Genomic DNA, 14,692 nt, shown 5'->3' with positions numbered 1-14,692 from the left:
GTCATGCTCCTTGCGTCGTCGGGGAATTGGGTGCGGTCGCGGCCGCGGGCAGATCGAAGTTCAGGCGGGCGGCGCCCTCGGGGCGCGGACCGCGGATCTTCGCCATGAGCCGTCCGAGATGGGCGGACTCGATCATCGACAGCCGCCCGCTGCGGTCCTTCGCCGGCAGACCGAAATCGTTGATGGTGGTGCAGATGAAGGCGCGGAACGGTTCGCCCTTCTCGGGGCGCAACTCGGTCAGGGTGATGACCTCGTCTACGATGCCGGGCAGTTCGAGCCCGGTCTTCGAGCCCTCGATCTGCATCGAGAAGAAAGGCTTGCCGAAGTCGTCGAGCTTGCGGTCGAGAAGCCCGACCAGCCAGATGTTCTTGGCGGGGGTGTGCTGCAGATGCGTCAGCCAGCCGATCATCTCCTGGCCGAGCAACCCGTAGGTGGCCCGCAGGTCGGGTTTGCCGGTCCTGTCGGACTGCGCCTGGGACTGGCCCTTGCACCACTGCAGGCAGATGCGCGAGGCGACGGAGATGCTGTCGACGAATACGGTGTCGTATTTGTCGAGCTGGGTGGCGGGGCCGAAGGCCGCGCAGACCCGCGCGAAATGTCCCGGCCCATAGGACTGGTCGTCCCGCATGGCCGGGTTGGCGCCGCCGATCCAGGCAGCGAGATCGCGGGCGACCTCCCAATCGCGGATGCGGATCTCGTCGCCGGGCCAGCCCTGCACGGCCAGTTCGCCCGCCTCGAGGTTCAGGAAAAGCGTTCGCTGCGGATCGAGGGTCAGGAGTTGCGTGGTCTTGCCGATGCCGGAGGTGCCCGTGAGCACCCCCTTGATGCCGCGCGCTTCGCGCAGGCGTTCGTCGGCGGTGATGATCCGGAGCGGCCCGGCGCCGAAGGGGGCGCTCACTTGCCGCCCTCCAAATCGCGCGCAGCGGCCAAGATGGCATTGTCTGCACCACAGGCACCCTGACGGCGCGCCATCTTCAGCACGTCATCAAGCGCGCCGGTCAGGCGGTAGAGGTCGGATTGCTGTCGCGCCAGGGCGACAAGGGCGAACTCGATCTCGTCCACCGTGGCGCGTTCGATCGGCACGACCTGGCCCGGCCTGTCGAAGACCGCCGGGACATCGACGTTGGCGGGAAGCATTTCCAGCCAGCGCAGTTCGCGCAGGCGCTTCAGAGGGGTAGTCTTGAACATGGTGACGCTCCGTGTTGTCGTCGGTTGCTGTCCAGGGATCGTCGGGAAGACTGCTGCCGGGCCTGACGCCGCCCTGGAGCTTGCGGTCGGAGTGTTTCCCCGCGTGGGGGTGTTGCATTCCTCCGAGGGCCCGGCATGAAACTTGGTGGAACCGGCTCATCGCCGGTCCTGTTGTCACCTACCGGCGGGCCTCCGAGACTGTCGGGGCGGCACCGAGATATGCGGCGAGATCAAGCGCCTCGGCGGCCTTCCGGATGGTGGCAAGCCGGGCGTAGACTGTGCTGCGATGGATCCCGAGGGCCTCGGCTGCCTCCGTCGGCGACATGTCGATCAGCGCCAGCGCGACATCCGTGCAGGTCGGTGATAGCCCTGCGAGAAGTCGCCGGACATCGCGGACCAGCCCGAATGCCTCGTCCGGTGCACGCGCGACGGCGGCGTGCGGCATCGCGCTGTCGGGCAGCGTTTCCGCGAGCGGCAGCATCTCGTCATCACCGCGCCCCTCGGCGGGACTGTCGAAGTCGATCCAAGCCCGCTCGGCCCGCAGCCGTTCGGTCGGCGCGGCCAGCGTGGCGATGCGGTTCGCCAGCACGCGGTCGGCGAAGGTGTCATACTGACCGCGAGCCGGGTCGAACTTCTCGTCCCGGCGATAGAGATGCAGCCGCAGATCCTGCTTGATGTCCTCGGCATCCATTCCGGGGACGGAGCCCGAGCGGGCCAGCCGTTCGGCGCGAATGGTGATGTTGCGGGAGACGCGCGAGCGCGCGTCGCAAATGGGGTTGAAACGCTCCATGAAGTTTCGCCTTCGTCCAGGTGGACGGGCACGCGGCCCGAGTGCCTGGCACCGGCGAAAATTCGTTGGAGGGCCTCGAAATCAGGGGGATTGGAGAAGCAAAAACCCCACGAAACCTAGCGGTTTCATGGGGTTGGGTGGGATGAAAAAAGTTCAGAAAAGATCAGTCGTCTTCGGCGAAATTTCGGTCGCGCTGGTCGGCGCGACCCTGACGCAGCGCACTTGCATCGACAAGGAAGCGTGCCGCGTAACAATCGTCCTCGGCCGTGAACGGATCGTCGTCGATCCCGAACTGCGCCCTTAGCGCGGCGGCGAGAAGCTGGCGCTGCCGATCGTAGCCGCGCTCAAACTCCCCCAGGATAGCGACCACGTCGCGCGAGGGACGGCGTCCTCTGATGGTGGAGATCGGAAAGGACCGAGGCAATGCCCCGCCAAGCGCGGCGCAAACAAGGAGCAGCCGCCACTGCCGGTTCGGCCTGCCGTTCCGCTCATCGCGCATGCCGATCTGGTCCGGTTCAAGGCGCGCCGGAGCCTGCCCGAGGTAGCTGACGTTGAGCACTGCGTCCTCGCGAAACGCGAAGCGCAGATCGGACCAGCGCGCATTCGCAGGCAGAGTCATCACGGGATGTTGGACGACATCACCTGCGTCCGTCAGTGCCGCGATCTCGGGCGCGAAGAGGTCTGCAACCGGCATGGCAGCGACGAATCCCTTGCGCGGTGGGGGGGCGAAGTCGAGGCATTCGGCCCACGTCAGAACACGCCCTCGCCGGGCCGCAAGGAAGGCCGGAACGTCCGGGTCAATCGCGCCGAGCGATGTCACCAGCAGGACGAAAGGCAGATTGCGACGATCGAGGTCGAGGACGTCTGCCCGGCCGAGCGGCGCGCCCGGGCTTGTGAGCGCAGCGAACACCGGAAAACTCCGGCCGGCGGCAATGGCATGATCGCCTATGTGCAGAAGGGCCGCCCCGCGCGCAAACGCGGCGGGCGCGACGAGACCAAGCGCCGTGGCAATGTCGGCGAATAGTCTGCGGCCGTCGAGTTCACGGATGCGGATATCGTCGGAATTGATGTCGAGGGTTTCGCAGAGTCGCCCCGGATCGCTGCAGACGGCACGGACCAAGCCGCCGGCATGCCGCACGACGTGGCGCGGGCAATGCTCCCCGCCGGGCCAGGGACAGTCGATACGTTCTGCGTACTTGGAGGTCTCCGGAAGGTAGCGTTCGACCTCGGTCCAGCAATCCGTCAGGTCCACCTTCCAGTCGCGCGTGTCGGTCGCGTGACCGGGAACGCGCTCAATCGTCCTCCAGAACGCCGACGTCATCGTCCTCATCTCCGACGTTGGGGCGGCAAAATCCCTGATCCTTGAGCCAGCGGTCGATCAGATCGCTGTCGGCATCACGGTCATAGCGCGCGAGGCTCGGCGGGAGAATGGCAACCGTCCGCTCCTTGCCATCCTCATCGAACTTGACCTTGAAAACGGCCCGGTCGATGGAACCGCCCGCAAGGCGCCGCTCCCAATTGTTGTCCCAGGCCATGAAGAGGTCGTTCGCCTTGCGCACCTCCTTCTCCTTGGCCTTTCCGCCCCAGAAGCGTTCGATTTCGATCAGGCGCACCTTGACGATCTCGGAGACAGTGTCGTTGTCGAGCGATTTCTCGCCCTTCTCCAGCAGCGGATCGAGGGTGAAGCGGTTCGAGCGATTGAAGTACTCCTCGTCCCCGAAGATGACCCCGCCGAACGTCCGCAGGTAGAGCTCGGTTTCGCCTTTCGTCCCTGCATTGACGGCAAGTTCGTCAGACTCGCCGTCATAGATGACGACGTCGTGCTTCTGCGGTCGGTAGTAGGCGATTCCCGATCCGCCATCATCCTGATGTCGCCCCTCGCGCCGCATCGGTTCGCCATGCCGGACCATGAACCATGTCTTCGTGCCGCGCGGAAAAGCGAATACCCGTGAGCCCTTGCCACGGCGCTTGCGGTCGAACCACTCGTCCATCCGCTCCTGAATGATCGCGGTCTGTTCGACGGTCGGATCCGGAGCCGGTCGCGGCTTGCCGCTGTGGCCCGCGAAGTAGATGAAACGCGAACGTGTGAATGCCACGGTCTCGGCATGCTGACGTCGCAGCAGATCAGGTTTCTGGAGCCAGATCTGCAGGGCGATGTCCGCATCGGATGGTTCCTCACCGGCCTCGATCGTGAGGCCAGCCCGTCCTGCCGCCTCGATCAGCTCCTCGGCGGTTTCCTTGGTCGCGGTCTCGTGCACGTAGAAAAGCGCGTCGACCATTTCGGGCGGCACGTTTTCGTCGGGCTTCATCAACACTGCAGCAAGATCGTCGTAGGGAAAATCCTCATCCGCTTCGACCGGAAGTTCAAAACCCCGCGCCGAAAAATATTCCGCCCACGTCGCGAAAAACTTCAGTAGGTGCTTCGGCGAAATGCTCTTGAGGCGATCAGGGTTGGTGAAGCTTCTCGGGTTGAATGACGCCATGCGCGACTCGGCTCCAGGGTGAATCGGGGAAAGTTCAGGCTATCGGCAGAGTTGTGAACGCACAAGTCCATGTTCCCGAAGTGTTCCGAACCGCACATCCGACAGTCAGGACAGCCGGCCGGTAGGTGAGGAGAGCATCTGGAGCTCTCCCATGACCACAATCCCCTTCGCGCGCCGCGCTGACATCCATCCATGCCCGCATGCGGCCCCGGCACATGAGGGCTGCGCATGATCGATCCCGATGAACGTGAACAGGCCGCGCTGCGCGCCGCCTTGAAGAACATGGCCGAACTGATGGCCGAGATCGGCTGGACCACGCGGTTCGCCGATCTCGCGGAGGCGCAGGCACTCGCCCTCACCACCGCCGCCGTCGACGGCTTCCAGGAAGCGATGATGGCCAGCGCACCCCGGCCCGATCCGGAGGTGCCGTTCTGATGGACTCCGGTTTCGACTTCAACCATCGGGAGAAGCCGCCGAGTTTCGCGGATACCGTCAATGCCTGCATCGATAATGCCCTCGTCGCGGAACAGGCCCAACACCCCGCGCGCGACTACCTCGGCGGCAGCCGGCTCGGCGATATCTGCCAGCGCAGGCTGCAATACGAATACCTGAAGACGCCGAAGGATCCGGACGCCGGGTTCTCGGGCCAGTCTCTGCGCATCTTCGCGCTCGGGCACGTCTTCGAAGATCTGGCCATCGAATGGCTGCGCAAGGCGGGTTTCGACCTGCGCACGCGCAATCGCCATGGCGATCAGTTCGGCTTCTCGGGCGTCGGTGGTCGGGTCCAGGGGCATGCCGACGGCGTGGTGGTCGCCGCGCCGAACGGCATGGCGGTCCCGGCGCTCTGGGAGTGCAAGTCGGCCAATGCGAAGAACTGGCGCGAGATCGCGAAGCATGGCGTCGCGAAAGCCAAGCCGGTCTACGCCGCACAAATAGCACTCTACCAGGCCTATCTCGGCCTGACCGAGACGCCCGCGCTGTTCACCGCCATCAATAAGGACACGTGCGAGATCTGGCACGAATCCGTGCCGTTCGATGCCGCACTCGCCCAGTCGGCCAGCGACAAGGCGGTGACGATCCTGCGCGCCTGCGATGCCGGCGAACTGCTGCCGCGCCACACCGCCGACCCCGAACACTTCGAATGCCGGTTCTGCGCCTGGCGGGAACGGTGCTGGGCATGAGCGTGTCGTCCGATACCACCGCGCCCGACGACGTCGCGCCCGACGCGGAAATGATCGCGATCTATGCCGACGTTATCTTCGGATACTGCGACGGCTGGGTGCCGGTCCGTGCACTGGCCGAGAAAGGCGCGGGCGATGGTCCGCCGCATGTCCCCTTCATCGAAGCGGACGCCACGCTCGCCGCGAAACTGGCGCTTCAGGCGACATGGGCGAGCGACGCCGGCATGGCCTTGTTCGTGGCGCCCGGCACGGTGTCCGCCCCTGGCGACGCCCGGGCGGAAAGCATCGTGCAGACGCAGGTCGTGCTTGTCGATCTCGACCATGGCGATATCGGCGCGAAACGCGACCACCTCGTGCAGCATCTCGGATGCCCGACGCTTGAAGTGGCGTCCGGCGGTGTCACCGCCGAGGGCCAGCGCAAGCGGCACCTCTACTGGCGCCTGTCCGAACCCGCCGAAGGCGAGGACATCGGCACGGTCTGTCGGGCGCGGCACATGATCGCTGCCAAGGTCGGCGGCGATCCGTCCTTCCGGTCCGCCCACCAGCCGATCCGTGTGGCCGGATCGATCCATGCCAAACAGGGCCGACGTCGGCTGGTGGAGATCCTGCACCACGATCCCTGCGACTACGATCTGGGCGAACTGCTCGAGGCGATCATCGCCATGCCGCCGCTCGAAGGCGAGAACGGACTCGATTTCAACATGGCCGCCACCGAGCGCGGTAGCGTCACCGAGCTGTTCGGCCGTGAGGTCCGCGAAGGCGGCGTCGACGGCACAACACGGTTCGACGCGCTGTCGCGGGTGATGGGTTACTGGATCCGCCGCGCCCGCGAAGGCCATGTGCCGCGCGAACAGGCCTGGGAAGAAATCGTCTCCTACAACGCGGCCCGCGTCTCGCCTCCCTGGCCGGAGGCCCGGTTGCGCGAGGAAGCAGAACGGCTCTGGAAACGCGACACCGCCCGCAACGGCGATCTCGACGACGAGGATGGCGGGTGCGATGGCGGCGGCCCGGCCGGTGGCGACGACGACGGCCCCGTGCCGGTGCGCTTCACCGAGGATGCGCTCGCCGCAACCTTCGCAGCCCGACATGCCGAGACATGGCGCTACGTCGCCGGCTGGGGGCAATGGTTGACCTGGTCGGGCAAGCTCTGGCGGCGCGAGGAGACGCTGCAGGCCTTCGATCTGGCCCGGATGATCTGCCGCGAGGCGGCGGCGCGCGCCGGGTCTGCGCGACTGAAGGCGAAGCTTTCCAGCGCCGCGACCGTCTCTGCTGTGGAGCGGCTTGCCCGTTCCGACCGCCGCCATGCAACCACGACCGAGCCGTGGGATCGCGATCCCTGGCTGTTGAACACGCCCGGTGGCGTGGTCGATTTGCGCAGCGGCGCCTCGCTGCTCCACGATCCCGGCCTCTTCATGACCCGCATTGCCGGGGCATCGGTCGCCGACGCCTGTCCGGTCTGGCTCGGCTTTCTCGAAACCGTCACGGGCGGGGACGGCGAACTGCAATCCTACCTGCAGCGCATGGCGGGCTACTGCCTGACCGGCGTCACGACCGAGCACGCGCTGTTCTTTCTCTACGGCACCGGCGCAAACGGGAAATCCGTTTTCGCCAACACCCTGACCGCCATCCTTGGCGACTACGCCACCGTCGCGCCAATGGACATGTTCATGGCCACGCAGGGTGATCGCCACCCGACCGACATGGCGGGCCTGCGCGGGGCGCGCATCGTCACGTCCATCGAAACGGAACAGGGCAGCCGCTGGGCCGAGAGCAAACTCAAGGCGCTGACCGGGGGCGACAAGATCACGGCCCGCTTCATGCGGCAGGATTTCTTCGAGTTCATCCCGCAGTTCAAGCTGCTGATCGTCGGCAACCACAAGCCTTCCATCCGCAACGTGGACGAGGCGATGAAGCGGCGCCTGCACATGGTGCCCTTCACCGTCACCATCCCGCCCGCGCGGCGCGACAAGCACCTGGCGGACAGGCTGCTGGCCGAACGCGATGGGATCCTCGCGTGGGCGCTCGAGGGCTGCATCGAATGGCAGCGGACAGGCCTGCGCCCGCCGCCCGCCGTGATGGCCGCGACAGAGGACTACTTCGAGGCGGAAGACGCCATCGGTCGCTGGATCGACGAGCGCTGCTCTGTCGGGTTGCACCTCAGCGCCAGCACCTCAGCGATGTTCGCCGACTGGAAGGCGTGGGCCGATGCGAACGGCGAGTTCGCAGGCTCGGTCAAGCGCTTCTCGGAAGCCCTGATCGTCCGGGGATTCGAGCGTCACAACACCCGCGCCGCGAAGGGATTCCGGGGCATCGCCCTCGATGACAGCAACTCTGACCTTTTCTCGGGAGAATAGGAAAATGCCAATGAATTCAGAGTGTGTGACGGATGTGACGGATCATACCTATAAGACCGTTACGCGCGCGCATGTGCGCGCCTGTGGAGCAGATAGGGAACTATCCGTCACATCCGTCACATCCGTCACCAACCCTCCTGTGCGGATGGAGGACGGTGGCGGACTGCTCCCGTGCATCCTCGCGCTCGACCTCGGCACCTCGACCGGCTGGGCGATCCGCGGCCATGACGGCCTGATCACCAGCGGCACCGTCTCTCTCCGCCCGGGCCGCTTCGACGGCGGCGGCATGCGCTACCTGCGCTTCACCAACTGGCTGACCGAGATCGACCGGCTGTCCGGTCCTGTCGCCGCCATCTGGTTCGAGGAAGTCCGCCGCCACGCGGGCACCGACGCGAGCCATATCTACGGCGGGCTCATGGCCACGCTGACGGCATGGGCTGAGCTGCGCGGCGTGCCCTACGAGGGCGTCCCGGTCGGCACGATCAAGCGTCATGCCGCAGGCAAGGGCAACGCCGACAAGGCCGCCATGGTCGCCGCCGTCCGGGCCCGCGGTTTCAGCCCCGCCGACGACAACGAGGCCGACGCCATCGCGCTCCTGCTCTGGGCGATCGAGACGAACGGGGGTGTCGCATGAGATGGCACCCCCATGGCTACGGCGGCCGACGCCGCGATCCCGAGCAGGTGAAGCGCGAGGGCTGGCAGGAACAGGGCGTCCTCGCGGTCTCCGCCGACGACGACCGCCTCACCTGGCCCGAGCGTGAACTGGTCCGCCAGCTGGGCGAGAAGCTCTACGGCCCCCGCGCCGGCGAGGAAGGGCGTGGCCATGGCTGATCGGGACTGGACCGCGGACGATGTTGCCGACCACTTCGCCGAGGCGTTCCGCACCCTGCGCAAGCTGCCGCCGGTCAAGGCGCAGGGCTACTTCAACACCTGGCCCGACATCGTGCGGACCAGCCGCGAGATCGCGGCGATGGAACCCCAGCCGATGCGGGTCTGGCCCTCGGCGGCGGCCATCACCCGGCTCGAGCAGACCTTCGACTGGGTGCTCTGGATCGAGCAGCCCGAGCGCAAGCTGGTCTGGTCGCGCGCGGCCCGGGTGCCGTGGAAGCAGATCAGCGGGGAACTCGGCTGCGACCGCACCACCGCATGGCGGCGCTGGCAGCTGGCGCTGACCAAGATCGCCGCGCGTCTGAATGCGCAGTGACTCCAATGTGTTGCAACACTTTTTCCTTCGACATCTGCAACATGCCGGTGCTATAAACAGGATATGATCGGGAGAAGAGCGCCTCGGAGCGCCACCGGTCGTTTCCTCCCCGTTTCATCCGACTTGCGAGGGCATCCCATGCCTGTGCGCCCGCCCATCCATCGCCCGGTGGGGACGCGTGACAAGCGTGAGGCCGATCGCGACGCCGACCACAAACGCGACCCCGCCATCCGGGCGCTCTACAAATCCACCCGCTGGCAGCACGCGCGGCGGATGTTCCTCGCCCGCCACCCGCTCTGCGCGGAATGCCAGCGACAGGGGTTGGTGAGCGCGGCCAATGCCGTCGATCACATCATCCCCCATCGCGGCGATACGGATCGGTTCTGGGACCCGGACGGTTGGCAGGCGCTCTGCGCAAGCTGCCACAGCCGCAAGACCGCGCGCGAGGACGGCGGCTTCGGCAATCCGCGCCGCTGAACCGAGCCCCTAGCCACCCCGGGGGAGGTCAGATCTCTGGAGCGTTCGACGCCAGGACCAGGCGCCAAGCTTTCTGCATCCGCGGCCAAAATGGCGAGGGGGGGGTGCAGGGCAAATCAGAAGGAAGCCACATCGTGACCGATCGCCAGCTGGCCGTCGAATACCGCGGCCTCGACGGCCTTGTGCCTTATGCCCGCAACGCGCGCACGCATTCGGACGCACAGGTCGCCGAGATCGCCGGCTCGATCCGCGAGTTCGGCTTCGTGAACCCGGTGCTGATTGCCGAGGACGGAACACTGATCGCTGGCCATGGCCGGGTGCTGGCGGCCCGGCTTCTGGGCCTGCCGACGGTGCCCGCGATCACCTTGACCGGCCTCAGCGACAGCCAGCGCCGGGCGCTGGTGCTGGCCGACAACCGCATCGCGTTGAATGCGGGATGGGACGAAAGTCTGCTGGCGCTGGAACTCGGCGATCTGAAGGAGGCGGGTTTCGATCTCGGCATCATGGGCTTCGAGGATGGGGAACTGGACCGGCTGCTGGCTGGCGCCGTCGATGAGGACAGTTCGTCCACCCCACCGGTGATCATCCCCGAGCCGCCGCTCAACCCGGCCTCGCGGACCGGTGATCTCTGGATCCTCGGCGATCACCGGCTGCTCTGCGGGGACAGCACATCCCACGACGATGTCCGCCGGCTGATGAATGGCGAGCGGGCCGTGCTGTTTGCCACCGATCCACCCTATCTGGTGGATTATGACGGCTCGAACCATCCGACCCGCAACAAGGACTGGTCGACCTCCTACGGCACCACCTGGGACGACAGCTCACAGGGGGCCGAACTCTACGACGGCTTCATCGCCGCCGCTGTAGCCGAGGCGATCACCGAGAATGCCGCCTGGTATTGCTGGCACGCCTCGCGCCGTCAGGCGATGCTGGAAGCCTGCTGGGAAAAGGCCGGCGCCTTCGTCCACCAGCAGATCATCTGGGTGAAGGACCGCGGGGTGCTGACCCGGTCGCATTACCTGTGGAAACACGAGCCCTGCTTCATGGGCTGGCGGCGTCCGAACCGCCCGCCGAAAGTGGCCGATCAGACGCTGCCCTCGACCTGGGAGATGCCGAGTTTCGCCAGGGACGAGCGCCCCGACCATCCCACGCCGAAGCCGCTCGACGCCTTCGGCATCCCGATGCGCCAGCACGTCGCGCGCGGCGGGCTTTGCTATGAGCCCTTCTCCGGCTCCGGCTCGCAGATCATGGCGGGCGAAGCCAATGGCCGCCGCGTCTTCGCGATGGAGATCAGCCCGGCCTATGTCGATGTCGCCGTCGAACGGTGGCAGGCCGAGACCGGCCGCGATGTGATCCTCGACGGCGACGGACGCACCTTCACCGAGTTGAAGGCCAAGCGGCTTGGTGAACACGCAGGCACGGTTGCGGAGGCGGATGGCGACGCTGACAGTGATGCCTCCGCCCGCAAGCGGCGCAGCCGGAGCGAGGCGGCATGAAACAATCCCGTCTCATGTCGCTGGCCGAGTCCGTCGCCAACGTGATCGTCGGCTACGGCGTCGCGGTTGTCACGCAGATCCTGATCTTTCCCATCTTCGGCCTGCACATAACGCTGGCGCAGAACCTGAAGATCGGCGCCGCATTCACGGTCATGTCGATTGCCCGTTCCTTCGCCTTGCGGAGGGTGTTCGAGGCGATCCGGATGCGGGGTGCACCATGAAACACCGCGCGGTCACTCGACTGCGGTCTTCGGTGCCCGCGCCATCCGGCGGTTTTTCAGCACCCGCTCAACCATCGCCTGTGCAGGGCCGTCGCCAACGCCAAGGTCGTGGCAGTTCTCCAGGATCAGAAATGTGAGATCTGCGTCGGTTCGGTCCTCGGAGTCGGGCATCGGCTTTCCTCTCGCGAGCGGGGTTGCTTCACTGCGGTCGTATTATTGTCAGCGCCGCGCAAGGACCGTCCCGCCGATCTGGTGGTCGTTCACGTGGATCACGCGTTAACGCGGTACTCTGGTTGACTTGCGAGGTGCCGCGATACGAAGCCGGCCGATCTGGCCGCCACGATGAAGGCGCGGCGCGCAGTCGCGACCGATGCCATGCAGTCCATGGCAGCTTCCACCTGGTGAAGCGCACGATCACGCGCCTGGTCGGTGACGGGCCATTTCTTTCGCAACCAGTAGCGGACCTGTTCGGCTGTGGAGAAGTTCTGTATCTCGCCCGCAGACGAAACGACAAAGGACAACGGTTTGCCCCAGTGGATTTCTATCAAAGTCAGTTCTTTCAGGAAATTCGGCACCCGGGAGCGCTATGCACCCGGTGCTGGGTGAAGGAGGGCGCGCCAAGCCGCCGCCCAGCCTTCATGATGGATGTTTCGCTCAGGCGAGAACGAGGTTCGTTGCCGAGTCCCGACCGTTACGGTCGCGCTCAAGATCGAATGAAACGGCCTGACCGTCATTCAGCTGGTGGATGCCAGCCCGCTCGACCGCAGAGATGTGGACGAAGATGTCCTTCGAGCCGCTCTCTGGCTGGATGAAGCCGAAACCCTTGGCGGAATTGAACCATTTCACGGTGCCATTGGCCATCGTGATACTCCTTGTCTGTATGTCGTTCGCACAACGCAACGACCCGGCAAAGCTGACGATCGAGAGCTGAGCCGGAAAAGGAGCAGATTCGAAAACAAGTGTTGCTGACTGCATATGGGGTCCGCTCGCGCAATTTGCGAGGGGTCGACGTCGAGTTTCGTATTCTTCGTGCCCGTTGCATTGGAGAAGATGCGGAAGAACCTGCCATGCCCGGTCGCAAACCCTTGCCGACGCAGTTGAAGCTGGTGAAAGGCACCGCACGGCCGCACCGGATCAGCGCCGATGAGCCGAAGCCGGTTGTGGCAACACCACCGCCACCCGATCACCTCGAGGCGGCGGCGGCCGCGAAGTTCACCGAGATGGCGGGGCTGCTGGCCCGCCACGGGGTGATGACCGAGCTCGATGTGGGGGCGCTGGCGCGCTACGTGGTCATCTGGCGCCGTTGGCTCGAGGCGGAGGCCGAAGTCAAGCGCCGCGGCCCGGTGGTCAAGACCGTGGGTGGCAATATCATCCAGAACCCGTTTCTGGCGGTGGCCAACAAATGCCTGGCACAGATGGGACAGATCGAAGCTGAATTCGGGATGACGCCCTCCAGCCGCAGCCGGGTACGCATGGCCGAACCCACTGACAGTCGCGATCCATTCGAGGATTATCTGAACCGTGGCAGCAAGGCGTAAAACCGGCACCGGGCGGAAGTTGCCGGCCTGTCCGGTCACAGCCTACGCAAAGGCAGTCACCGGCGGAACGATCACCGCGGGCCGGCTGGTGAAGCTGGCCTGCGCACGGCATCTGGCAGATCTGACCTCCGGCAAGCCCCGCGGCCTCTCCTGGGACCGCACGGGGGCGCTGCACGCGATCGAGTTTTTCACCCATCTGCGGCACTCGACCGGAGAGTGGGCCGGGCAGCCCTTCGTGCTGCAGCCGTGGCAAGCCTTCGTCGTCGGCGCGGTGTTCGGCTGGAAACGCGCCGATGGGCTGCGCCGGTTCCGCACCGCTTACGTCGAGGTTGCGCGCAAGAACGGCAAATCGGCGCTGCTGGCGGGGATCGCGCTCTATGCGCTGATTGCCGATGGGGAGCCGGGCGCCCATGTCTATGCGGCCGCCACCACCCGCGATCAGGCGCGGATCGTGTTTGGCGAGGCCGAGCGCATGGTGGCGGCGAGCCCGGCCCTGACGGCAAGGGTCACCCGCACCGTCAACAACCTCGCGGTGCTGCCGACCGCGTCTTGGTTCCGACCGCTCTCGGCCGATGCCAGCAAGATGGACGGGCTCAACGTGCATCTGGCCGCCGTGGACGAGGTGCATGAACATCCCGGACCGGAAATCATTCAGAAGCTCAACACCGCCACCGGTGCCCGGCGCCAGCCGCTGATCGTCGAGATCACCACCGCCGGCCATGACCGCCATTCGGTCTGTCGCCAGCATCACGAGTTCTCGGTCAAGGCGCTGGAAGGCAGCGTGCCGCATGACGCGGCCGACAGCTGGTTTGCCTTCATCGCCACCATCGACGCGGGCGATGACTGGACTGATCCTGCGGTCTGGGTGAAGGCTAATCCCAGCCTCGGAGTGACGGTGAAACGCGACGATCTGAAGCGTCAGATCGACGAGGCCCGCGAGATGCCGGCGCAGCAGAACGCCATCCGGCGGCTGCGGCTGAATGAATGGACCGAACAGGTCACCCGCTGGCTCGACATGGGCGTCTGGGCCGAGGGCGGGCCGGGTGACGGGGCTGATTGGCGAGATATCCGCGCCGGGCTGGATGATCTGGAGCAGAAGCTGCTGGGCCGCGAATGCTATGGCGGGCTCGATCTCGCCCGGGTCAACGACCTCTCGGCCTTCATGCTGCTGTTCCCACCGACGGGGGACCCCGCGCTCGGTGATCTGGCCGAGAAATGGATCGTGCTGCCCCGCTTCTGGGTGCCTGAGGAAGATATTCTGCGCCGGGGTAAGCGCGATCGAGTGCCCTACGATACCTGGCGCAACCAGGGGCTCCTCTCCGCCACCCCCGGCAATGCCACCGATTTCGCCTTTATCGAGGCCGAGATCATCGCACTCGCGGGGCGCTACGATCTGCGCGAGCTCTCTTACGACCGCACCTTCGCCGGAGAGATCGTCCAGCATCTGCAGGATGAGGGGATCAACCTGGTGCAGTTCGGTCAGGGGTTTCTGAGCATGGCGGCGCCGACCGCGGAACTTGAGCGGCTCTCGGTGTCGCGGCTCTTGTGGCATGGCGGCCATCCGGTGCTGCGCTGGAATGCCTCGAATGTCGCCGTGCGCCATGATCCGGCCGGCAATATCAAGCCGGACAAGGAACGCTCCTCGGAGCGCATCGACGGCATCGTCGCGATCTGCAACGCCCTCGGCCGGGCGCTCCTGCGCGACGTCAATGCCGGCCGCTCGGTCTATGACAGCCGCAGCATCCTGGTGCTGTAGGCTA

The 14,692-nt window shown here is 65.9% G+C and carries 19 protein-coding genes; 11 read left to right on the top strand and 8 right to left on the bottom strand.

The window, feature by feature from the left end:
- Position 1: 1 nt before the first annotated feature.
- From CX676_RS00995 to CX676_RS00975, 5 genes are all read right to left on the bottom strand, one after another.
- Positions 2-898, bottom strand: a complete 897-nt coding sequence (locus tag CX676_RS00995) for an ATP-binding protein (RefSeq protein WP_101750960.1) — start codon at positions 896-898, stop codon at positions 2-4.
- The gene (locus CX676_RS00990; RefSeq protein ID WP_101750959.1) at positions 895-1,188 is read right to left on the bottom strand and encodes a hypothetical protein; all 294 of its coding nucleotides are present in this window, start codon (positions 1,186-1,188) and stop codon (positions 895-897) included. The genes CX676_RS00995 and CX676_RS00990 overlap by 4 nt, the downstream gene beginning before the upstream one ends.
- 178 nt (positions 1,189-1,366) lie before the next feature.
- Positions 1,367-1,978: a helix-turn-helix domain-containing protein gene (locus CX676_RS00985; RefSeq protein WP_101750958.1), complete on the bottom strand. Its 612-nt coding sequence runs from the start codon at positions 1,976-1,978 to the stop codon at positions 1,367-1,369.
- A 163-nt stretch (positions 1,979-2,141) separates the two neighbouring features.
- Positions 2,142-3,299 (bottom strand): hypothetical protein, encoded by a 1,158-nt coding sequence (locus tag CX676_RS00980; RefSeq protein WP_157935815.1) that lies wholly within the window; start codon positions 3,297-3,299, stop codon positions 2,142-2,144.
- The gene (locus CX676_RS00975) at positions 3,271-4,461 is read right to left on the bottom strand and encodes a hypothetical protein (RefSeq protein ID WP_101750956.1); all 1,191 of its coding nucleotides are present in this window, start codon (positions 4,459-4,461) and stop codon (positions 3,271-3,273) included. Before CX676_RS00975 ends, CX676_RS00980 begins: the two co-directional genes overlap by 29 nt.
- 228 nt (positions 4,462-4,689) lie before the next feature.
- On the opposite strand from CX676_RS00975, the gene CX676_RS00970 reads away from it, so the two are divergent.
- From CX676_RS00970 to CX676_RS00930, 9 genes are all read left to right on the top strand, one after another.
- Positions 4,690-4,896 (top strand): DUF6511 domain-containing protein, encoded by a 207-nt coding sequence (locus CX676_RS00970; RefSeq protein WP_101750955.1) that lies wholly within the window; start codon positions 4,690-4,692, stop codon positions 4,894-4,896.
- Positions 4,896-5,642 carry a hypothetical protein gene (locus CX676_RS00965; RefSeq protein ID WP_101750954.1) on the top strand — a complete coding sequence of 249 codons (747 nt, stop codon included), beginning with the start codon at positions 4,896-4,898 and terminating at the stop codon, positions 5,640-5,642. The genes CX676_RS00970 and CX676_RS00965 overlap by 1 nt, the downstream gene beginning before the upstream one ends.
- On the top strand, positions 5,603-7,996 hold the full coding sequence (locus CX676_RS00960; protein WP_198590251.1) for a phage/plasmid primase, P4 family: 2,394 nt from the start codon (positions 5,603-5,605) through the stop codon (positions 7,994-7,996). Before CX676_RS00965 ends, CX676_RS00960 begins: the two co-directional genes overlap by 40 nt.
- A 145-nt stretch (positions 7,997-8,141) precedes the next feature.
- Positions 8,142-8,630: a hypothetical protein gene (locus CX676_RS00955; RefSeq protein ID WP_101750953.1), complete on the top strand. Its 489-nt coding sequence runs from the start codon at positions 8,142-8,144 to the stop codon at positions 8,628-8,630.
- Positions 8,627-8,827, top strand: a complete 201-nt coding sequence (locus tag CX676_RS00950) for a hypothetical protein (protein ID WP_101750952.1) — start codon at positions 8,627-8,629, stop codon at positions 8,825-8,827. Before CX676_RS00955 ends, CX676_RS00950 begins: the two co-directional genes overlap by 4 nt.
- Entirely contained in the window at positions 8,820-9,200 is a 381-nt protein-coding gene (locus CX676_RS00945; RefSeq protein WP_101750951.1) for a DUF6362 family protein, read from the top strand. The genes CX676_RS00950 and CX676_RS00945 overlap by 8 nt, the downstream gene beginning before the upstream one ends.
- Before the next feature lie 138 nt (positions 9,201-9,338).
- Positions 9,339-9,677: an HNH endonuclease gene (locus tag CX676_RS00940; RefSeq protein ID WP_101750950.1), complete on the top strand. Its 339-nt coding sequence runs from the start codon at positions 9,339-9,341 to the stop codon at positions 9,675-9,677.
- 134 nt (positions 9,678-9,811) lie between these two features.
- Entirely contained in the window at positions 9,812-11,173 is a 1,362-nt protein-coding gene (locus CX676_RS00935) for a site-specific DNA-methyltransferase (RefSeq protein WP_232816547.1), read from the top strand.
- Positions 11,170-11,394, top strand: coding sequence for a DUF7220 family protein (locus tag CX676_RS00930; protein ID WP_101750948.1), 225 nt, complete (start codon positions 11,170-11,172; stop codon positions 11,392-11,394). Before CX676_RS00935 ends, CX676_RS00930 begins: the two co-directional genes overlap by 4 nt.
- Before the next feature lie 12 nt (positions 11,395-11,406).
- Here the strand turns inward: CX676_RS00930 and CX676_RS22425 are convergent, their stop codons facing one another.
- From CX676_RS22425 to CX676_RS00920, 3 genes are all read right to left on the bottom strand, one after another.
- Positions 11,407-11,565, bottom strand: coding sequence for a hypothetical protein (locus CX676_RS22425; protein ID WP_157935814.1), 159 nt, complete (start codon positions 11,563-11,565; stop codon positions 11,407-11,409).
- 98 nt (positions 11,566-11,663) lie between these two features.
- Positions 11,664-11,969, bottom strand: a complete 306-nt coding sequence (locus CX676_RS00925; RefSeq protein WP_101750947.1) for a DUF982 domain-containing protein — start codon at positions 11,967-11,969, stop codon at positions 11,664-11,666.
- A 79-nt stretch (positions 11,970-12,048) separates the two neighbouring features.
- Positions 12,049-12,255, bottom strand: coding sequence for a cold-shock protein (locus tag CX676_RS00920; RefSeq protein ID WP_011748352.1), 207 nt, complete (start codon positions 12,253-12,255; stop codon positions 12,049-12,051).
- A 206-nt stretch (positions 12,256-12,461) separates the two neighbouring features.
- Between CX676_RS00920 and CX676_RS00915 the strand changes: the two genes are divergently transcribed.
- Both CX676_RS00915 and CX676_RS00910 read left to right on the top strand, forming a co-directional pair.
- Positions 12,462-12,932: a phage terminase small subunit P27 family gene (locus tag CX676_RS00915; RefSeq protein ID WP_101750946.1), complete on the top strand. Its 471-nt coding sequence runs from the start codon at positions 12,462-12,464 to the stop codon at positions 12,930-12,932.
- Positions 12,916-14,688 (top strand): terminase large subunit, encoded by a 1,773-nt coding sequence (locus CX676_RS00910; protein ID WP_101750945.1) that lies wholly within the window; start codon positions 12,916-12,918, stop codon positions 14,686-14,688. Before CX676_RS00915 ends, CX676_RS00910 begins: the two co-directional genes overlap by 17 nt.
- Positions 14,689-14,692 lie beyond the last annotated feature (4 nt).

This window comes from Paracoccus zhejiangensis, from assembly GCF_002847445.1.
In the GTDB taxonomy this organism is placed as follows: Bacteria; Pseudomonadota; Alphaproteobacteria; order Rhodobacterales; family Rhodobacteraceae; genus Paracoccus; species Paracoccus zhejiangensis.
This window is presented reverse-complemented; position numbering and strand designations above follow the sequence as displayed.